This window comes from Micrococcales bacterium (assembly GCA_009784895.1).
Classification (GTDB): Bacteria; Actinomycetota; Actinomycetes; order Actinomycetales; family WQXJ01; genus WQXJ01.
In genome coordinates this window covers 1-21,686 of sequence record WQXJ01000034.1, presented here as the reverse complement: position 1 = coordinate 21,686, position 21,686 = coordinate 1, and the positions used below count along the sequence as shown (strand labels likewise).

The following is a 21,686-nucleotide window of genomic DNA, read 5'->3' as shown; positions in this document are numbered from 1 at the left end:
GACATGGCGAAGATAATTCTGACCCACGAGGTCGAGGGCCTGGGTTCTCCCGGTGACGTGCTCGAGGTCAAGGACGGGTATGCCCGCAACTACCTAGTGCCGCGCAATCTGGCTGCTCCTTGGACCAAAGGCGCTGCCAAGCAGATCGCCACCATGCGGCGGGCCACCAAGGCTCGCGAGATGGCCAGCGTCGAAGACGCCCTGGCGGCGAAAGAACGCCTGGCGGACAAGGTGGTGCAGGTCCAGGCCAAGGCCGGGGCCGGCGGCCGGCTATTTGGTACCGTCACGACCGATGACGTGGCCCGGGCCGTCCAGGCCGCCACCGGCCTGGAGCTGGACAAGCGCAAGATCGACCTAAAAGAGCGCATCAAGACCACTGGCGAATACGCCTTACAGGCCAAATTGCATGACTCAGTGGTGGCAACTGTCACCATCGAAGTGGTCGCTGAATAGGTCATTGGCCCAGCTTTGGTCGCGATGATCTGGCCCGGGTCCAGCCTTGGTCAGTTGCTACCACAAGCCGGGTAGATGTCAAGTCCGCCCTTCAACTTGGATGCCCAGCGTCTCGCTTTGTGAGATGCAGCGAAATCCACAGCTTGTGGCTAACGGCGGCACAGCGACCTGTGGTGTTTAGTCGCTGGCTAGGAAACCGGATCTGGTTTTCCACAGACTCGGGCCACTTGTCCCCAACTTATGGTCCGCGGATTCACAGCATTTTTGCCCTTTGGCCTGCGGTGATGTGATGAGCGGACTACTGTGTCCGTGGCACGTTGTAGAAATGGACCGTGACCGTTTCACAGATTGGAGCAAAGGGGGCGTCTGTGACCGCAGTTGGCGTCGAGCCGGTTTCCGCCGGCCCGGTGGCATTTGACCGGCTACCCCCTCAAGACCTTGTAGCCGAGCGCTCTGTCCTGGGCTCAATGCTGTTGTCGAAGGACGCCTTGGCGGAGGTTGTGGCGATTGTCCGGGGGGATGATTTCTACCGCCCAGCCAATGAGGTCGTTTTCGATGCCATCACAGACATTTACGGGCGTGGTGAGCCGGTTGACGCGGTCACCGTTTCGGCGGAACTGACCCGGCGTGGCCAGATTGGCCGGGTTGGCGGCGCACCGTATTTGGCCTCGCTTATCGCCGAGGTCCCCACGGCCGCCAACGGCGCCTATTACGCCCAGATTGTGCGCGACCAGGCCGTCCTGCGGCGACTGGTGGATGCCGGCACCCGAATCACCCAGCTCGGTTACACCACCGCCGGTGACGCGGTTGACGACTTGGTCAATGCGGCTCAAGCCGAGGTTTACGCCGTCACCGAACGGCAAAGCTCAGATGATTTTTTGCCTCTGGCAGATGTCGTTGATCCGGTCATCAGCGAAATCGAGGCACTTCAGGAGCATGCCGGTCAAGTCACCGGTGTGCCGACCGGTTTTGGCCGGCTCGACCGGTTGACTGGCGGGCTGCGGCCCGGGCAAATGGTCATCTTGGCGGCCCGGCCGGCCGTTGGCAAATCAACTTTGGGCTTGGACTTTGCCCGCAGCGCCGCCGTTCACCACGGCCTGACTACTGTTTTCTTCTCGTTGGAGATGTCCCGCTCTGAGATCACCCAGCGGCTGATCTCGGCCGAATCGGGAGTCTTCTTGCAGAAGCTGCGCCACGGCGATGTCTCGGAAATCGAGTGGGCGGCGGTGGCCCGGCGTTTGGGTGACATCAAAAGCGCGCCGCTGTTCATAGACGATTCACCCAATTTGGCCCTAATGGAAATCAGGGCCAAATGCCGGCGACTGAAACAGCGCAACGACCTCAAGTTGGTGGTGATCGACTACCTCCAGTTGATGAGCTCAGGTAAACGGGTCGAATCGCGCCAACAAGAGGTCTCAGAGTTCTCCCGGGCCCTGAAGCTGCTGGCCAAGGAGCTGAATGTGCCTGTGGTGGCGATTTCGCAGCTCAACCGTTCAGCCGAACAGCGGGCAGACAAGAAACCTCAAATGAGCGACCTGCGCGAATCGGGCTCACTGGAACAAGATGCCGACTTGGTCATCTTGTTGCACCGGCCAGAAAAGAAAGACGAGGAATCCCAGCACGACCCGCGGGGTGAGGCGCATCTGATTGTGGCCAAACACCGCAACGGTCCCACAGCGGATATCGCCGTGGCTTTCCAGGGCCACCGGGCTCGTTTCAAAGACATGGGGGATGACCTGTGAGCTTGAGCCTGCGCGGTCGTCTGGCCATGGCCGCCGGCCGGCTGGCATCTGGTGCCTCGCGGCTGGCTGGGCGCGGGCGCGGTCAGGTGGTTGGCGGCCGGGTCATGCTGAAAGTCGCCCCTGGGCTGATTGGGCAGCTTTGTGCTGGCAAGATGGTCACCTTGGTCAGCGCCACTAACGGCAAATCGACTACCACCCGGATGTTGGCCCAGTCGCTGCGCACACTTGGGCCGGTGGCACATAATTCGACCGGCGCCAATATGGCCCCTGGCGTGGTCACAGCCCTGGCCACGGCCCGTCAAGCCCAATTCGCTGCCCTGGAGGTCGATGAGGCCCACCTGCCAGCCTTGGCTCAGGCCACCGGGGCTGGCCAAGTCTTGCTGATGAACCTTTCGCGCGACCAGCTTGATAGGGGTGGCGAGGTCAAAATGCTGGCCCGGCGTTGGCATGCCATGGTTTTGTCGCTTGGCCCTGACGTCACCGTGATTGCCAACGCCGATGATCCAATTGTGGTCTGGGCTGCCAGTGGCGCCCGGCGGGTGGTCTGGGTTGGTTGCGGTCAGGGTTGGACAGCCGATTCAATGCTCTGCCCTGAATGCGGGCAAGCCATCAACCGGGCCTCAGGCACCTGGGATTGCCCAGGCTGTGCCCTGACCCGGCCTGAGGTCAGCTGGTGGGTTGAACCAGCAGAGGGCGCTGTGGCTGGTCCCGGAGGAACCTGGCCAGTGACCTTGGCTCTGCCCGGCTCATTCAACTTGGGTAACGCCGCCATCGCTACGGCCGCCGCCCACGGTGCCGGGGTTGGGGCAGAGGCGGCTTTGGCCGCTTGTGGCCAGGTCAGCGACGTCGATGGGCGGTATTTCTCCGGCCCCTACCAAGGCCGCCAAACCCGGCTGTTGCTGGGCAAGAACCCGGCAAGTTGGACCGAAATGTTGGCTCTGGTCAAGGCCTCGCCGGCAGCCTTGTGTGTGGCTCTCAACGCCCGCGGGGCAGATGGACGCGACCCATCATGGATTTGGGATGTGCCATTTGAAGAGCTGGCCGGCACCGAGGTCTGGGTCGCCGGGGAGCGACGCTACGACCTGGCCGTGCGGTTGGATGTGGCCGGACTGAAGACGCGCGGGGTCAGCCCGGATCCGCTTGATGCGGCCGTCGATCTACCAGCCGGCCGGGCCATGGACATTGTCGCCAACTACACCGCTTTTCAAGAACTCCGAGGCCGGATGGTGACCTCATGAGCAGCACAACCAGCCGCTTGGCCATGGTGCAACTTTTCCCCGGCCTAATGGGCACCTACGGCGACGGCGGCAACCTAACGGTCCTGCAACACCGGGCCAGGGCCCGCGGCCTGGCCACCGATCTGGTGACTGTGGGCCCAGAAGACGCCATACCGGCCGGAGCTGACATTTATGTCCTCGGTGGTGGTGAAGACGCTGGCCAAGTCGTGGCAGCCGAACGGCTGATCGCCAGCCCGGGGTTGCGCCAGGCCCACGCCGCCGGCGCCACCATCTTCGCGGTTTGCGCCGGTCTACAGATTCTGGGACAAAGCTTTGAAATCACCGGCGGCCAGATCACCGCCGGGCTGGGCATTCTTGACGTCACCACCCGCCGGCGCCAAGTGCGGGCGATTGGCGAAATCCTGACCGAACCGGTGGCGGACCTCGACCTGCCTTTCTTGACCGGTTATGAGAACCACGGTGGTGGCACCAGCCTTGGCCCTGATGCCCGGCCTCTGGCCAAGGTGACCAATGGGGTCGGCAACGGCAGCGGCGGGCCGGCCGGTGATGGCTGGGAAGGCGCCGTCCAAGGCAACATCTTGGCAAGCTATTTGCACGGTCCAGTCCTGGCCCGCAACCCGGCCCTGGCGGACTACCTGATTGCCCAGGCCGCCGGCCTGGAGTTGGCCCCGCTAGAGGCACCTTTCGTTGAAGAACTCCGAGCCGAACGGGTGGCCTATGTCAAATCTGGTCGCCTGTCAGCCGAGGCCGCCAGCGCCGCCCCCCGCCGCCGCCTGCCCACCTGACCCAGCGACGACCCGACTCTCTCAGGCCGAGATCACGGACCCCCTTGCCAAGAGTCGGGTTCTGAGCGAACCTTTCGCCAGTAAATGCGCGATCTACCCGGCAAGAAATGCACTATTTGGCCGACAGTAAATGCACCATTAGGAGCATGATCTGCAGGTATGGAGCATGCTGGCGATACTCTCACAACTGATAGTCTCACGCGTGAGAGTTTGGTGGCACTCAGCTAGATGTCGTCGTGGCGCTGGAGGTAGCGGAAGGCCACCCAGCCCAGGGGAACCCGCGCCCAGTAGGTGACGGCCCGGTAAAGCACAGCGGCCGAGGCCGCCACGGCCGTGGCCACCCCAGCTGCCCTCAGGCCGGCCGTCAGCGACAGTTCGACACCACCTAGACCGCCGGGGGTGGGCACGGCTGAACCAACCGAGTTACCAACCAAGAAGACCAAGACAATGTTGACGATGGACAGGTGACCCAGGCCAAAGGCCTGCAAGGCGGCCCAGAACGAAGCGACGTAGCCGCCGGTCTGGAGGGCCGCGCCAGCCAGGGCGAAGATCACTCGTTTAGGCCGGGTGACGACCCAGGTCAGCACCGGCCACACCTGAGTGAAGGTAGGGCCAATTTTGACCCAAATCCAGGCCCTCAGACGCGGAATCAACAGCGTTGAGGCCAACACCGCCAAGGCCACAATGACTAGCAGAATGGCGGTCGAAGGCAGATTCGACAACACCCCTGAGTCGCCGCTGACCAGCGCCGTCACCAGGATCACAACTACGGTCATAGAAAAAGCCACAATATTGGCCAAGGCCACTGTGGCCACGGCAATCGAAGTTTTGGAACCCTGTTTGTACAAGAAGCGCAGGGCCGTGGCCATGGGCCCAACCCCACCGGGCGCCACCAGCGCCCAAAACGAGGCGGCCACCTGGCACAAAGTTGTTTTCCACAGTGACAGGCGGTCGCGGTAAAAAGCCTTGAGCGTCATGGCGGCGCCAACATAGGTGGCCATGGCCAGTCCAAAGGACAGCGCCATCCACCAGGGGTTGGCGTTGCGCACCGCCGCCATGGTTTCGCCAAAGTTGAAGCTGGTCAGCACCACCATCACTGCGACCAAGGCCAACGTCAGGATTATGACTTTGGACCAGCTCAAACGGACCAGGCTGGGTGGGTGTACCGGCGGCTCGCCCGGTGCCAAATCCAGCATCGACTGGCGCAACGTTTCCAGCACATCCTTGTGGCCGCGGGCCTCCTCGCGGGTCTCATTGGGCAAGGCCACCGGCTGGATAAGTGAAGCCACCTGGGCCAAAGCGGCCGCGTCGAGGACCTTCGAGGCCGCTGCCACGGTTCGCTCGGGTCCAAGTCGCAGCGACAACATGGCCGCCATTTGGGCCCGGTCCAAGGCTCGGGCCAACTCCGATGAAGCCACGTCGCCGTTGTCCCAGCCGGTTAGCCAGGGGCATTGATGACCGTCTTGGCCCACACCAAATAGCAGGCAGTCTTGAGTAATGGAACGGTGGGCCAGCCCGGCGTCATGGGCGCATTTGAGTTGGCGCCAGGCCTCTTCAACGGCCTGATCCTCGACTTCTTGAGCTCGCATATCGCGAATTGATCGAAGTCCGGCCGGATGCTCCTGGATCAGCATCATTGAATCAGAGGCGTCGGTGATGCCGCGTAGCGCCGGAGTGCGCACCCCGGCGGAGGCGGCTGCGAAGCCTAATAAGGCGGCCCGCTCGGCGGCTTGTCGCAACGAGACCATGGCCCGTTGGTCCATGCCGCGCAGGCGCAAGGCCCGCCAAGTGCGTTGCAGCAGCGAGACCATTTGCCTATCGCCGTCCAGCACCACCGTGTCCCAACGCTCACCGGCGGTGGTGTAAACGGCGTAGACCCTGTTACCGCCAAGGCGTTCAAGAGCCAGAGCGGTCGAATCGGAGACGGCGTGATGGGATTCCGGCAGTTCGTGCGGCCCGGAGTCGCTGGGATCAAAAGAACCATCGCGGATCGAATCAACCCGCAAGCGTTCGGTCGGGTTTTCCGGGTCAGAAATGTCACGCACCCGCACAATCCGGGCCGGATCGAGCCCGGCCCGGCGAATGCCGTCGATCAATCCCCGGCCAGCCGCCCGGTCGGTTGATACCCCGCCCAGGTACCGCACCGCCTGGCCAACCACCCGACCAAGCAGTACCGTCACCACGGCCGCCGGTAAGGTCGCGCCGCCGGTCAAAACCAGGGCCGCCAAGGCCAGCCAGAGCAGGTTCCAGGACAGGCGATAAATGGGGCGCCTGGAACGGGGGCCAACCGCGGTCAGGATTCCGGCCATGGCTGCGGCCAGCGGCGCAATCGCCACCACCCAGTGGCCGTCACGGAAAACCGACATACCGCGGATCATCGGGTCATAGTGCGAGGCCATAATGCCCCAGGCGGCCGCCGTGGCCAGACCAAAGCCGGCCACTCCCGCCACTAGACCCTGCAAGGCCAACCAAAACTGCCGCCTGAACAGCAGCACCGCTAAGACTGCGGCTGGCGCAAACAAGGTGGCGATGTTCATCAAGATGTAGATGGTGGATTGGAAGACCGATGCCACCGCGCTGGTCAAAGCCTGCACATCATGGATAACGCCGCTGGTGGTACCGGGCGCATAGGTTGACACAGCGGTCATCGCTAGCACGCCCAAAGCGCTGGCCACCATCGCCACTAGATCACGGGTGTGATGCTCGCGCCGTTCGGGGGCGTCAACCACTTCGACCCCAGAGATCACCTCACTGCGGGAAACCGGACCTCGGCCCTTTCCCGTCTTCAGGCGCCTCGCCTCGCGCGCAGCCACAGCCGGATTCTAACTTCCCCCGGCCCAAACCTGGGTCAAGCAGGCCCCGACCAAAGCAATGAGCCTAGCTAGAACAGCGGGCCAACGAAGGCCACAATGTCCATCAACCAGTGGGCCCCGATCAGCGGCGCCACCCGGCGCCACCGCATAAAGACGGCCCCGAAAACCAGACCCATGACAACGTTGCCGATGAACGGCCCAATCCCCTGATACAGGTGATAAGAGCCACGCAGTACGGCGCTGAAGGCCAGCACCGTCCAAGGCTTGAGCCCAATGGTCTCTAGCCTCGTCACCACGTAGCCCACCACCACGATTTCTTCGCCGGCCCCAGCCGCGAAGGCCGCGAGGACCAGCACCGGCACCGTCCACCAGACGCCACCCAGGGAGGAGGTAGAGACATCGGCGGTAATACCCATTTGGCGACCCAGCCAGAAGAAGGCCAGGCCAGGCAGCCCAATCCCGGCCGCCAGGAGGACCGCCCGGCGCAGGTCGCGTAGCGCCTCAGACCGGCGTTTTAGCTGCGGGGACGGCACGGCAGTGTCCGATGCCGCCCACTCACCATCCTGAAAAGGCTTTCCCAGGCGTCTGCCTGGGTCAAGGCCCAAACGTGACCAGACATCCTGCCCCGCCCGCTCCTTGGGGCCAGATAACAGCGCCAGGTTGGGGCCGGCATCGGACAAGGCGTGGGCATCGGCAAACGGACGGGTCGCCAGCAAATAGATGGCCAAGGCGGCTGGCGCCAAGGCAAAGGCAAAGCGGGCCAATTGGTAAAGCAAATCCAGCCAAGGCCAGTAGGTGATCTGGTAGTTCATGTCGACCGGCTGGTCGGCTAAGCTGCCCGGCTGCATCAGCAGGTTGATCAGGTCTAGCAGAGCGTAGACGCCGTGGTGGCCATAGGACACGGCCAGCACCAGGCCCACTTCGAGGGCCAGCAAGCGCCGTTGTCTGGGCGTCAAACTGCCTGGTCGCACACATCTAGCCTAAGGGGCGCCAGCGCCGGCTTGACTCGGCCCCAGGCCAGCCCAGCGGCGCCCTCAGGCTCGTCACCCAAGTCAAGTCCCCGCGCGACGACAATCGGGCCTGCGCTCCAAGTAGTGCTGCCCTAGGCTGGGCCTATGTCTTCGCCTTCAGTCTTGTTTAGCCCACTGACGATTGGTTCAACCACTTTTCGAAACCGGCTTTGGGCCAGCCCAATGTGCCAGTACTCGGTCAGCCGGCGCGACGGCCAAGCCGAGTTTTGGCACCAAATGCATTACGGCTCATTGGCCACCGGCGGTGCCGGCATGGTTTTGCTCGAGGCCACGGCAGTCGCACCCGAGGGCCGAATCACGCCCTATGACCTGGGGTTATGGGACGACTCGCAGATTGCCGGGCTCAGCGACATAGTTGATTTCGCCCACGCCCAAGGCGTGGCGGCGGGGGTACAGATTGCTCATGCTGGCCGCAAGGGCTCAGCTTCGCCTATGTTTGACAACTCCCGTCCACTGTCCATCGAGCAAGGCGGTTACCAGATCTACGGGCCCTCGGCCTTGGCCTATGGCAGCTACCCCGCACCCCGCGCCATGACGGTGGACCAGATCGAAGCCACGGTTCAAGCCTTTGCCCAGACCGCCGCCCGGGCGGTGCAGGCCGGCTTTGATCTGATCGAGATCCACGCCGCCCATGGCTACCTGCTAAGCCAGTTTTTCTCGCCACTGGCCAACCACCGCGCCGATCAATACGGCGGTTCACTAGAAGCTCGCAGCCGGCTGATTCTGGAAGTGCTGCGGGCGGTGCGCTTGGAGGTGCCTGCCTCGAAGGTGCTGGCGATGCGGATCTCCGCCACCGAATGGGTGCCAGGTGGCAACGAGCTCGAACAGTCAACCCAGCTAGCCGCTTGGGCGGCCGCCGCCGGGTTAGACCTGCTCGATGTCTCCAGCGGCGGGGTGATTGAAGGAGTCAAGCCGCCAGCCGAACCGTGCTATTTGGCGCCGCTGGCCAGCCATATCAAGGCTGAAACCGGCCTGGTGGTCAACACAGTTGGCATAATCGACACCTCTGAGCGAGCCGAGCAGCTTGTCGCCTCCGGCGCGGTCGACGCCATCATGCTGGGCCGGCCGCTGCTGCGCAACCCACATTTGCCGATCCAATGGGCCAATGAGCTGGGGGTTGACCTGGACCAGGTCTGCCCGCCACCGTATTCAGTGGCCCGGTGGCGCGAGTCCCGTTCCGGCTAGAGCGCCGCGGCCTTATGCCCGGTGGGGTGAGCCACCGGCTGGAGCTGAACTATCTCAATGTCACTGTCAAGCAGCGGCTCGAGATCACTAACCAACTGGCCCAGACGCTCGGTGCCAAGGTGGATTTCTAGATCCTCAGCCGAGGTCCACTTTTCGATCAGGACAAACCGGTCATCAGTCTCATGCAGCGAATAGAGCAGGCAGCCCTTTTCCTGGTGGACATCGGTTTGGGCGGCGGCGATAACAGCGTGCACGGCGTCATGCTGACCGGCCCGCGGAAAGAACGTGGCCACGACAACAACTGGATTAGCCATGGGTTGGCCCTCCTACATAATTGGCGGATGGCTCCAAGTTAGCGCTCTGCGGCCGTCTTAGCCACTTCGACGGCTCCACCTGGTCGCGTCTTTGCTGGTAGCCGCATCGCAACAGCCGGGTGCCGGGCGGCGGACCGGGCAGGCCTAGGTCAACTCGTAGCCAGCTTCTTTGACCGCGGCCGCCACCTGGTCGTCATTGAGCGGGGCGCTGGAACTGATCGCGACACTTGAGGTGCCGCCGGCCACCAGGTCGACCATGACAGCGGTGACACCATCAAGCGCGCCCAGCTCGGCCTCGATCGCGTTAACGCAGTGCTGGCAGGTCATACCCTTCACTTTGACGGTTTTGGTCACCTTTGCCCCCTTGCGCCGAACCACCCAGTCAGTTCACCCTACCCTCACCCATCACCCCGCCTCGCCCCAAGCGCCCAATCCGACAGAACCTCGAAGTTAGGTAAGCCTAACCTTAGTGTTAGAATCGTGGCCGTGAATTTGGCCCAAGCCCCAACGGCGGCCGGCCTGGTGCTCGAGGACGCTTCTTTGGATCCCATCACCCGTCGGCGCCTCGATGAGCTGGGGTTTCGCCCGGGTCGACCAGTGTTAGTGGTCAACCGCGGAGCCGGTGGCGCCGTCGTAGTTGGGGCGGGCCGTTTGCGCCTGGCCATTGACAAAACCACTGCCAGCGCCATTTCGGTGGCACCCAAATCCGCCAAAGCCACCCCAAATCTCCCGGCCGGGCAGATGCCGGTCCCCCAGACCAAGCCAGGCGACTAGTGCCAGCCACAACAAAAACCCCCCGGCCACTGGATTGGGCCCAAGTGGTACTAGTCGGTCCACCCAATGCCGGCAAATCGACTCTCTTCAACCGGCTCACCGGCGCCAGGCAGGCCACCACCAATGCGCCTCGAACCACAGTGGCCACGGCCGTTGGCCAGTGGCGGCTGCCGGGTCCAAGTGAAAGCCCTTCAGTTCGTTTAGTCGACCTACCAGGCACTTATTCGCTGCTGCCACAAAGCCCGGACGAGGCCGTCACGGCCCAGGCTGTGGCGGCCTGCGCCGCCGGGGACACAGGCGCTCATGCCAGCAACGCTCAACTGGATGATGCGGGCCAGGGCGAGCCGGCGGCATCGGACAGACAAACCCTGCCCGGGCTGGCCATTGTCATGATCGACGCCAACGCGCCGGCGGCCTCGCTCTACCTGGCCGGCCAGATGGCCGTGCTGGGTGTGCCCATGGTCGCGGCCTTGACAATGACCGATCTGGCCCTTCCAACCCAGGCCTCGACAGGTGGGCACGCCAAAGTGGTCGAAGACTTGGGCCAGCAACTGGGCGTGCCAGTAATTGAGGTCAACCCGCGCCGCGGCCAGGGCATCGAAGCCCTGGAGCAGGTGGCGGCGGCGGCTTTGGTCTCACCCAAAACGCCGGACCGCCTTGGCCTGCACGCCGCGCTAGCCAAACCAGCGCCGGCCGAGGCTGGGCGAAATGGAACAGAACCGGCCGGAGCCAGGCTGGCTGATGTCGCGGCCATCGAGGCGTTACTGGAACCAGTTAGCGAGGAGTTGTTTGACTGGGTGGCTCAGGTGATCGAAGAGACCGGCCTGGACGCGCCACCGGAGGTGACCCGGTTCGACCGGGTCGACCGGGTGTTACTGCGATCCTGGTCTGGAGTGCCAATCTTCTTGGCCGTGCTGTGGGCCGTGTTCGAGCTGACCACCGTGGTGGCCCCGCCGCTGCAGCGCTGGTGCGAAGGCCTGATCACCGACAATTTCGGCTCGGCCGTGAGCTGGCTCCTGGCCCAGGCTGGATGGAACGGCGGCTGGCTCGAATCACTGCTGCGCGACGGTATCTTGGCCGGCCTTGGCATCGTGGTCTCGTTCTTGCCGCTGCTGGCCTTCTTGTTCACGGCCATCGCCCTGCTGGAGGATTCGGGTTACATGGCTCGGGTCGCCGTCTTGGCCGACCGCTTGATGCGACGCCTGGGACTAGACGGGCGGGCGGTGTTGCCCTTGGTCATTGGGTTTGGCTGCAACATCCCGGCGCTCTCGGCCACTAAGACACTGCCTCACGCCCGCCAGCGCCTGCTAACCGGCCTGCTGGTGCCCTACACCAGTTGCAGCGCCCGCTTGGTCATCTTCCTGTTCATGGCCTCGATTTTCTTCCCACATCACGCCGGCACCGTGGTCTTTGGCATGTATTTGGCCTCGGTGGCGGTGATTGTCCTGGTTGGTCTGGTCCTACGCCGCACGGCCTTCCAAGACGTGGGCCGCGAACCACTGGTTCTGGTGCTGCCGCCCTACCAAGTGCCACGGCTGGGAACACTGGCACGCTCGGTTGGGCTGCGCTGCCGGGACTTCGCCTGGCAGGCCGGGCGAGTCATAGTTGTTTTGTCCCTGGTGGTCTGGACGGCGCTGTGCATCCCGGTGGCCAGCGGGGCCAGTTTTGGGCCCGATGTTCCAACCGAACAGTCCCTATTGGGGGCCGGAGCCAAGGCCGCCGCGCCGGTGTTCACTCCAGCCGGTTTTGCTGATTGGCACGCCACCGCCTCGTTGATCACGGGTTTTGTGGCCAAGGAGGCAGCTGTCGCGACGCTGGTCACAACCATGGGAATGGACTTGGAAGAAGGCGAATCCGCCCATGCTGCGGCCAGGCCACATGTGCGGGCGGTGTTCGAGGCCTCGTCCGGTGGTCACGGGGCCGCGGCCGCACTGGCCTACATGGTCTTTTGCCTCAGCTACACCCCCTGTGTGGCCGCCGTGGCCGAGCAGCGCCGGCTGTTTGGCGCCAAACCGGCCGCCCTGGCCGTGGCCTTGTCGCTGGTCTTGGCCTGGGTTTTGGCGACCGCCGTGTTCCAGGTGGGGCGGCTGCTATGAGCCTGTGCCAGCGCTGCCAAGTCCTGCTGGCCCAGGGCGCCACCGTTCGCCAGGTGGCCCAAGACCTCGGCATCAGCCAGGACTTAGTCCGGACAATGGCCGGCCGCCCCAGACCAGCACCAGCCCGCCCCCCCGCCGATGACGCCACTTGCCAAGGCTGCCATCTCCAGTCCGTTTGCGCCCCTGCTGCGTGACCGACCTGCCCCGGCCTTTTCATGCCAAAGCTCGGACTCGCGGGCTGGCGGTGTGCCAAGGCTCGGTCTCGCGGCCGGGCGGTGCGGCAAACGAAACGGAAAACAAAGTGCAGTGTGACCGGCGTCACAATCGTTGGGTTGGATTGTGCTTGGCGTAACGACAATTTGAACCAATTGTGCCGAATCTCAGTTTTGCGGCCAGTGCCGGTGTGACGGATTTCACAATCGCTGGTTTGGATTGTGCTGGAGCTCGGTTTCGCGGCTGCAAGGAGTTGGGTGGCTGCCTGCCATTTTTGCAGTATCTATGCAAATAAATTCCCCATCAGCGAAAACGAACGTCGCAGCAGTCGCTCCTAGCGACCTTGTGACCTGCGGCTTGACTGCCTGAGCGGGCCAGTTTCCCGGGTCTGACCTGGACTTTTGCCCTAGTTGGAGGGGATCACCCAAAGGCCCAGGACCGGTGGAATACCCGCACATGGGCGCTGGTTGCACGGCTTAACCCGCGTTTCCTGGACAACTACCCCGTCCGGTGAGCCGTGGGTGACGTTCGGTTGAACCGCCTTCGACCGCCGCCAGTGACCCCCAGCCAAGGAATTGAAGAAAAATGATCCACCATACCTCTGCCCCCCAAGATGGTCGGCCAAAGCGTACCCGTTGGTACGTTAGGCCATTGGTCATTGCCCTCACCGCCGCCCTTGGCTTTGGGGGCATTGTCATGGGTCAAACCTGGATGTCTGGGCAGCCAGCTGAGGCGGCCGATGGCGCTGTTAACTGGGTGACCACTCCGTTCGCCTTTGACCGAGATTCGATCTATGGTGTGGGTCCAGGTTCCGGCGTTGCCAATGGCTATGTCTGGCGGGTGACTGATCCAGGTGGCACGCCAGCGACCACCGCGCAGATCTATGGGCGTGGCGCCACCGGCTGGGCAACTGGCGAGATCATGGGCTCAATGGCAATTGGCCCGGATTGGACCAACGGTGGCCAGCTGGTGGGTTGGCATTGGTCCTGGACGTCTGACAACACTGTCGCGATAGGCGGCCGGCAGACGTTTCCAATGTTCAAGGTGACGCCAGGCAGCCCCACCGCGCTTGAATACCGCATCCCCTCTCGCGGCAACGGCACCGGCGCGGACAATGCTTGGTCTGGTGGCGAAGCCATCCAGGGCACCGGTGAGATCTTCTTTGGCGGCTACTTCACCCACTCCGTCACCAATAACGGCAACACGGCCGCCGCCGGGTTCCGCATGATGGTTTGCGACCCGTCAAGCTGGACGCAGTCCGGGACTTACCGCGTCTTGGACTCCTGCCGGCAATCAGCCCAATTGGTGCCAGCCAGTACCGGCGACTATTTGCCGGGCCCCAACACATCGACCTGGTATGTCGCCTCGGATATGGCCATTGATGCCGAAGGCAATGCCTTCGTCATTGTCAGCAACTCGGGCAATATCACCACTGACGGCACCCTCTATCGTGCTGGCGAACTGAAGTACATCCTCAAGGTCACCCCTGGCGCCGACGGCCAGCCGTGGAACTGGCAAAAGCAGTTCCAGATCAAACGGGATTCATCCATAACCGCCGCACTGTTCAACAACACCACCGCCATGTATGGGGCGGCCTTTGTGCACGGCAAGCTCTACGCCAAGCTGACAGGAAACGTCATTTTCGGTGAGATTGACCCGCTGACCACCTACATGTCAAGAGCCCAGTTCAACCTCCCGAACACCGACAGCCGCGACTTTGCCTCGGCCTCCTCGGCCGCCAACATTCGCGGCCGGGTCTACATTGACCGCGATGGCAACGGCGTCATCACAGACGACCAGAAGGCTGACCCAGACAACGCTGCTGTCGGCATTACGGTCGAGCTGTATGACCCGCGCACCGGGACCGTCTATGAGCGGCAAACTGACGGCACCGGCGAATACAACTTCCTGGTCAACAACACCAACAACGCCGATTGGCACGTCAGGCTGAAGCAGCCCATGATTGGCGACTACAACGCCCACCAGACCTACGCCGCCGGTTACACCCGGCTACTGGACCGCTCCGGCCAGATGGTGGCCGGCAGTCAAAACACTGTCACGCCGCGCTGCGGCGGAGTCGAGGCACCAGGCTACGTGGGCGAATGCTTTGGTTCACGGCTCGACGGCATTGACCCGTCAACGGGCGTGAACACCACCAATGTCTTCACTGATACCGGCGGCCTTATCGTCACCAAAGTCAACGTCGCCACTCCGGGCGAGGTTTCGGTGGCCGATTTCGGGATTGGCCTGCCCGGTTCCTACGGCGATGCCCCAGCCAGCTTCAAATCGACCAGGGACCAGGGTGGCCCCAAAGCCCTGGTGCTCAACCAAGGCCCCCAGGTTTGGCTAGGTGCCAACCCTGACACCCAGGCCGACGGCACCAACCACGCCGAAGCCAACTCCCACCCGATGGACGATGGCATTGAGGTCAAGCCTGCGAGCGCGCCCGATTCGGCCTATTTGCCCGCCCAAGACCAGATTTTGTCCACCTCCAGGACCTACACCTTCCGCGCCAAGCTATCTGGCGATGACGCTGCGGACGGCTTTGTTAAGGGCTGGCTCAGCCCACTGACCGCCGGTGGCCTACCGGGCACCACTTTCACCCAGCTCTTCATGGGTGCTTCAGTTGGCACCTCCCAACCTGACGCCGAAGGCTACGTCACGGCCAACTACACGGTGCCATCAACCCCGGTGCCACCTGGCGGTCTACAACCGATGTTCTCCCGCTTCAGGGCTGGCTACCTGCCAGCTCAGTCCTACGCTGATACCGGCCCAGATAACCTCGGCTTGCCGGCACCGGGCGACAGCGCCTGGAACACCCGGCCATGGGCTGGGGTGGGCGAAGTTGAGGACTACCGCCTAGCCGTGGCCGCCGGCGTGGTCAAGCTCCAGGCCAGGACCTTAGGGGCGATGAGCTCCGGTTTCGACTACACCCTGACCAACGTCTCGTCCACCGCGCCTTCGTCAAACACCGACCGCATTGTCACCTCGACCGATTCCACCTTCCAGCCTTCGACCCAGGCCCACGCCTTTATCGAAGGCGCCACAGTTGATATCACCACCTCCGGCTTGCCGGCCGGCTGGAAGCTGTCCAACCGGCTCGACGCGGCCTCTAACCCGATCGACACCTGGTGTTACGACTCCGACACTGGCACTCGGGTCAGTGCTACGGTTCAAGCCAACGGCGTGCTACGCCTGTCCCCCACCGCCACCGTGGCCGGGGCAGATATCACCTGTAACCTCTCCTATCTGCCCACTTTGTCAACCGATGACTCGATTATCACCGTGGCCCCCGCCCCTGACAGCGCTGACCCGCTGGCCGTGGGCACGGCCTACACCGTCACCGCCACGCTGATGGCCGAAGCCACAGACGAGGACGGCACCAGCCAGGTCTTTGCGATCCAAGAGCGGGCCGTCAGCTTTGAGCTCGAGTCTGTCAGTGGTTCTGGTGCCACTGCCACCGGCGCCTGGTTTGGTGCCAGTGGCCAAGTTGCCAGCTGCACCACCGATGCAGCTGGCCAATGCACCGTCACGGTCAATGCCTCCAACTACGGCACCTACCAGGTCACGGCCCGCTCTGATGTGGACGGTGTGGCCACGGCCTTCGCCACTGATTCGACCGCCGGTGCCAACCGCCACCCGGCTTTGCTTTACTTCAAGGCCCAGGGCCAGTGCATGCCGCCGGCTGCCGGCACTTACACCTTGGACAACTCGGCCCCATCGAGGCAAGCCGACGGCACCGAATACCGCAGCGCCACCATCAAACTGGCCGATTGCGGCGACAACCCGCTAATTGGCCGCGAAGGCGATCTCACCCTAACGGTGACCAGGGATGGCACCACTCTGACCGCCGGCAGCGACTACTGGATCGATGACCTAGCCGAGACAGCCACTGATGGCCAATACGGTTTCAAGATCCGCACCATCAGGGCCGGCACCTTGCAGGTCAAGCTGACACTGAGCGACGAGGGCGACACCAAGGACCTCGGCACCCAACCGGCCACTTTCACGGCCATGAGCAAACCCTGCGACCCGGCCACCAGCGGCTGCCTGGCCACCTACACGCTCGACAACACGGGCACCAAAGTGGCCAACGGCACCGACACTCGCCCCGGCGCCATCTACCTGGTTGACATCAACGCCAACCCGCTAACCGGCGCCGCCGCCAAACTCAGCTTCGAGGTCTCAAAGGGCGGCACGGTGATCGACCCGAGCAAGTACACCATCAGCCTGATCGAAGACACCAGGCCCGCCTATGCCGGCCGCTACACCTTCACCATCTCCTCGACCGTGGCTGGTGACCTGAGCGTTGAGGCCATCTTCGATGACGGCGGCACCAACGAACAGTCGCTGGGCAGCCGCACCGCCAGTTACATCCCCGGCGGCATTGGCGACGGCTCGTCGCTGACCATCGACGACACTGCTGACCAGATTGCCGACTACGGCTCGTCTAAGCTGCCCATGGCCTCTTGGGGCAAGTACACCGCCCAAATTCATCTGGAGGACACCTACGGCAACCCGATCACCGACGGTGTCACCAAGATCACCATGACCTCGCCGGACGCTGGCCCGGTGTTCAACCCTTCATCCGGCGCCACCTGCGCCGAGGCCCTGGTGGCCGGCCAATGCCTGAGCGGCGATTACACCGCCACGGTCTATTCGACCAAGGTTGGGGCCAAGGACATCAGCGCCATCTATGACATCACCGGTGGGGCTCCGGCCACACTGGGACCCGAGACGGCCACCTTTGTGCATGGTCCGGCCGACCCGGCCAAATCGACTTTGGCCGTCAGCCCAGATGGTCCAATCGAGGCTGACGACACCCAGGCTTACACCGCCACCGTCACGGCCAAGGACTGGATTGCCCAGAACCTGATTCCAGGACAAGTGATCACATTCACCCTGGAGCCCGTCACCACCACCGGCGCCACCGCCACCGGTGCCACCTTGCATGACGGCTCGAACACCTCGCAGACCTCCCTGTCCGTCACCACGGACACTACAGGCGAGGCCAACCTGACCATCACCGCTTCTGAAACCGGCAGTTATTTGCTCAGGGCCTACCTGGGCGCTGGCCCCAGCGGCGAGGTTGCCGGCTCACCGGCCACACTGACCTTCAAAACCGGTGGGGTCTGCCTAGCCGATTCGACCTACACCGTTTCGACCACGCCAATCGTGGCCAATAACGTCGACTCCGGTCTGGTCACCGTCAGCCTGGTTGACTGCCAGGCCCACGAGCTGACCGGACTGGCCAGTGAGCTGCGGGCCAATGGCCCCACCGGTGGCGGCGTCACCGTGGGCGCTTTTAGCGAGACATCAACCCCGGGCACCTATGAAGCCTCGATCACCGGCACCCAAAGTGGCGTCAAGAAGATCGACGTCCGCTGGAACGAGGATTGGGACGGCGGCGGCCCTGGTGCCCTGCTGACCAAGCTGGCCACCGACGGCAACGCCAACGCCACCTTCCGCGCCGGCCCGCCCGACCCGACCATGTCGAGCGCCACCATCGCGCCAACCACGGCGATTAGCCCCAGTCACCCCCGCGTGGCTGCCGACGGCACAGATTCCTACACCATCACCGCCACCCTTAGGGACGCCTACAACAACCCGGTTATCGACTGGGCGCCGGACAACTATCTGCGTGCCGCCAGCCCGGCCGGAGCGATTTGGCAAGGCACCGACCCGGTTCAAAAAACCACCGCCGGCCAACCCAACGGCATCTACACCATGACGGTTAGGTCAAACACGATTGAGACCTACACCATCACCCTGGCCTACGGCTCGCTGGCCTCCAATGTCGTAATTGACGACTCCCTGGTCGCGGCCTTCTCCTATGGCCTACCGGTGGCAGCCAGCGGCAACGTCACGATTGACGCCGGGCCCAAAGAAGCGGCCAACCCCTCCAGCTACTACACCGTCACCGTCCGCCTGGTTGATTCGGCCGGACACAAGATCACCGACGGTTTGGATGCGGGCAAATTGGCCATCGCCGTTAGGCCATCCACCGTCACCGCCGTACAGATCACCTCAATCACCCAGAACCCAACTGACCCCTCGCTTTACACCGTCGAGGTGAGGGCAGATACGGAAGGCACCTACGTCATCGGCGCCACTTACGGCACCGGACTGGCCTCAATCGACCTGGGCACGGTCAACGCGCAATTCGCCAACCCGCGCCCCAGCCTCGACCAGTCCTACTTTGTGCTTTCCACCGCCAACGTGGTGGCTGATGGCAGCGCCTATGGCACCGTCACGGTCTACTTGAATAACTCGGCCGGCCAGCCGGTTGACGTTGACCTAGACACACTCAGCGCCAGTGGCACTTTGTCCACCTCTGTCAGCGACTGGACCCGTCTGGACCAGGGCATCTACCAGGGCAAGGCCCGTTCGACTGTGGCCGGGGTCAAGACCCTGACGGCCAGCCAGTCCGATGTAGGTAGCTTGCCTGCCCCCAGCGGCGTCACCATGACGTTCGTACCCGGCCCGGTCGACCCAGACCGCACCTTGGATTCTCTCGAGACCCAGGGCGGTGCCGCCCGTACCTCTGGCACCGACCCGCGTTGGGCCCGGATGTTGGTACAAGACGCCAATGGCAATCCGATTGCCGGCTATGACGTCTGCTTTGTGTTGCAGTACTCACCGATCAACGGCCCGTTGTGGAACAACGCCATCACCGGAACCAAAGAAGCCTGCGCCACCTCATCTGACGCAAGTGGCGCCCAGAGCTACGGCTATGCCACTATCAACGCCTTCTCCTACTACGAGGGCACCTACAATGTGCGCGGCAAGGTCCAAGGCCAGCTTGGCAGCACCGTCAAGACCGTGGTCTTCTCCAAGGATCAGGGCCATCCGGAACACTCCGAATGGTCGATCAACAAGACTGTGCCTTCGGCCAGCCAGGTTGTGGCCAATGGCACCGATTCCTACACCGCCAACATCACTATCCGTAACGAGGCCGCGGCCCCAGTCTTTGGCGCCGCCGGCACTCTAGAAATCACCCCGGTTGGCACCAGCCAGGACCCGGCCACCGGTTATGTCACCACCTATGACGGCACCGCCACAGTTGTGGTGACCTCAACTGTGGCCGGTACCTACAAGGTCCGGGCGCTGCTGGGCGGCGACCAGATCCCAACCCAGGCTGGCGGCTCGGTCTTCGAGCAGACCATCACCTTTGTTGAAGGACCGGTCGACGGCACCACGTCGAAGCTAATCAGCCCGGCTGGCTCGGCCGTGGCCAATGGCACCGATTCTCAGGTCATCACCGCTGAGGTCCGGGACGCCTACGGCCTGGCCGGGGCCGGCAACCTGATCGGTGGCGCGACAGTGGTCTTCGCCATCCCGGCCGGCGTAACCGCCAAAACCGCCGGCGGCGATGTCATTGGCCCAGATAACGTCACGGTCACCACCGGTGCCACCGGGGCGGCCAAGGGTGTGGCCCAGGTGACCCTGGTCTCGACCGCGATTGGCATCTATGACGTCACCGCCAAGGCCGCCGGAACCCAAATCGACACCGGCTCACCGGCCAAGGCCACTTTCGTCAACGGCCCGCCGGACCGGATCGCCTCTGTTCTGACCGTACCAACCAAGGCCTTCGACAAGCAGGTCCGGGACGAAACCCACCGGGCCGAGGTCGAAATCAACGACGCCACTGGCAACCTGGTGACCGACCGTTCGGTTGCGGTCACTATCGCTTGGCGCCTAGTTGGCTCAAGCGGTGCTTGGACCACCAAGGTGATCAACACCTCCACCGGCCTGGCCGCTTGGGACTTCACCACCGACGTGGCCGGCAACTATGAGGTCGAGGCCCGCCTCAGCGCCGGCAATGTGTCCGGCTCTCCGCAACTGGTCACCTTTGTGCCCGGCCCGGCCAGCCCGCCCGATTCAACTTTGGTAGTGACCAGTGGTGTCATCGCCAATGACGGTGTGGCCAGGCATACCGCCACGGTCACCGTGCTTGACGGTCCGGCCGGCAACCTGGTCCCAGGCGCCTCAGTTGTCTTCACCGTTGACGGCTCAGCCCTGATCTATGTTGGGGCCAGCCCCACACCCTGTGCCAGCCCCTGCACAGTTACCAGCTCGGCTGTCGGCCTGGCCCAGATCCAGATCGCCGATGCGGCTGAAGAAGTAGTCAACGTTTGGGCCCAAATCACCAGCATTGACGTCAACGGCTCACCGGCCACGGTCGAATTCGGGCCCAACGACGCCGACCCAGCGGCCTCGGTCTTTACGGTCAAGCCGACCACAGCCCTGGGCGCCTCCCACCCCTATGTTGTGGCCAATGGTTCCGATTCGTTCACCGCGACGGTGCTAGTCCGCGATGCCGGCCTGCTGGCCGTGGGCGGTGCTCCAGTCGAGTTCACTGTCTCGAGCCTGGTGACCATCACCCCGGCCGGCCCGTGGGTCTCTGCCACCAGTGGCGACGACAAGGGCACCGTGGTGGTCGAACTGACCTCGCTGAAGGCCGGTACCTATTCGATCAGCGCCCTACTGGGCGGTGTGGCGGTCACCGGTCCGCAGCAGATCACCTTTGGCTCTGGCGATATCGACTCTTTGGTTAGCCACTTGGCCGGACCGGGCGGCTCGGCCCTGGCCAACGGCACGGCCGAACAAACCGTCACCGCCTACGTGCTTGACGCCAACGGCAACCCAGTCAAAGACGCCCAAGTCCGCTTCGCCATCCCAGCCAACACCTGGGTCAAGGGACAGGCCGCCGGCCCAACTAGCTACACCGTGGCCACGGTCGACCCGACCACCGGTGCGGCCACTATGACCTTGGTTTCGACCAAGGCTGGCAGCTACCAGGTGACGGCCGAGGCCCGCCGAGGCACGACCGGTACCTGGCAAGACATTGAAACCGGCTCGCCGGCTACGGTCAGCTTCCACCATGGCCAGTTTGACCCAGCTACCTCCACCATCGAGGTGGTTGAGGCCGGCCCAATGGTGGCTGACGGCATTGCCCACTACACCGTCAAGGTCTACCTGCGCGACGCCAACTCCAACGCCCTGACCGCGGCGGGGGGCCAGAACGTCTCCTTCAGCTTT

General features: G+C 63.5%; 12 protein-coding genes. 8 read left to right on the top strand and 4 right to left on the bottom strand.

Annotated elements, in window-relative coordinates:
* Positions 1-3 precede the first annotated feature (3 nt).
* The 4 genes from rplI to FWD29_06990 all read left to right on the top strand — a co-directional run bounded on the left by rplI (position 4) and on the right by FWD29_06990 (position 4,218).
* Positions 4-453, top strand: a complete 450-nt coding sequence (gene rplI, locus FWD29_07005; protein ID MCL2803683.1) for a 50S ribosomal protein L9 — start codon at positions 4-6, stop codon at positions 451-453.
* Positions 454-821: 368 nt separating this feature from the next.
* The gene (gene dnaB / locus FWD29_07000) at positions 822-2,195 is read left to right on the top strand and encodes a replicative DNA helicase (protein ID MCL2803682.1); all 1,374 of its coding nucleotides are present in this window, start codon (positions 822-824) and stop codon (positions 2,193-2,195) included.
* The gene (locus tag FWD29_06995; GenBank protein ID MCL2803681.1) at positions 2,192-3,433 is read left to right on the top strand and encodes a MurT ligase domain-containing protein; all 1,242 of its coding nucleotides are present in this window, start codon (positions 2,192-2,194) and stop codon (positions 3,431-3,433) included. The genes dnaB and FWD29_06995 overlap by 4 nt, the downstream gene beginning before the upstream one ends.
* Positions 3,430-4,218, top strand: coding sequence for a glutamine amidotransferase (locus tag FWD29_06990; protein ID MCL2803680.1), 789 nt, complete (start codon positions 3,430-3,432; stop codon positions 4,216-4,218). The genes FWD29_06995 and FWD29_06990 overlap by 4 nt, the downstream gene beginning before the upstream one ends.
* Positions 4,219-4,442: 224 nt before the next feature.
* Here the strand turns inward: FWD29_06990 and FWD29_06985 are convergent, their stop codons facing one another.
* Positions 4,443-7,031, bottom strand: coding sequence for a flippase-like domain-containing protein (locus FWD29_06985; GenBank protein ID MCL2803679.1), 2,589 nt, complete (start codon positions 7,029-7,031; stop codon positions 4,443-4,445).
* Between the two features lie 68 nt (positions 7,032-7,099).
* On the bottom strand, positions 7,100-8,002 hold the full coding sequence (locus tag FWD29_06980) for a CPBP family intramembrane metalloprotease (GenBank protein ID MCL2803678.1): 903 nt from the start codon (positions 8,000-8,002) through the stop codon (positions 7,100-7,102).
* 144 nt (positions 8,003-8,146) lie between these two features.
* Between FWD29_06980 and FWD29_06975 the strand changes: the two genes are divergently transcribed.
* The gene (locus tag FWD29_06975) at positions 8,147-9,247 is read left to right on the top strand and encodes an NADH:flavin oxidoreductase/NADH oxidase (protein MCL2803677.1); all 1,101 of its coding nucleotides are present in this window, start codon (positions 8,147-8,149) and stop codon (positions 9,245-9,247) included.
* Here FWD29_06975 and FWD29_06970 read toward each other — a convergent pair.
* Positions 9,244-9,561 (bottom strand): antibiotic biosynthesis monooxygenase, encoded by a 318-nt coding sequence (locus FWD29_06970; GenBank protein MCL2803676.1) that lies wholly within the window; start codon positions 9,559-9,561, stop codon positions 9,244-9,246. The two genes, FWD29_06975 and FWD29_06970, sit on opposite strands and share 4 nt — an antisense overlap.
* 144 nt (positions 9,562-9,705) lie before the next feature.
* Positions 9,706-9,915 carry a copper ion binding protein gene (locus FWD29_06965; GenBank protein ID MCL2803675.1) on the bottom strand — a complete coding sequence of 70 codons (210 nt, stop codon included), beginning with the start codon at positions 9,913-9,915 and terminating at the stop codon, positions 9,706-9,708.
* A 132-nt stretch (positions 9,916-10,047) separates the two neighbouring features.
* Here FWD29_06965 and FWD29_06960 point away from each other — a divergent pair, with 132 nt between their 5' ends.
* The 3 genes from FWD29_06960 to FWD29_06950 form a co-directional block, all read left to right on the top strand.
* Positions 10,048-10,335, top strand: a complete 288-nt coding sequence (locus FWD29_06960) for a ferrous iron transport protein A (GenBank protein ID MCL2803674.1) — start codon at positions 10,048-10,050, stop codon at positions 10,333-10,335.
* Positions 10,335-12,431 (top strand): ferrous iron transport protein B, encoded by a 2,097-nt coding sequence (gene feoB / locus FWD29_06955; protein MCL2803673.1) that lies wholly within the window; start codon positions 10,335-10,337, stop codon positions 12,429-12,431. The genes FWD29_06960 and feoB overlap by 1 nt, the downstream gene beginning before the upstream one ends.
* A gap of 798 nt (positions 12,432-13,229) precedes the next feature.
* On the top strand, positions 13,230-21,686 hold an 8,457-nt coding region (locus FWD29_06950; GenBank protein ID MCL2803672.1), incomplete at its 3' end, for an Ig-like domain-containing protein.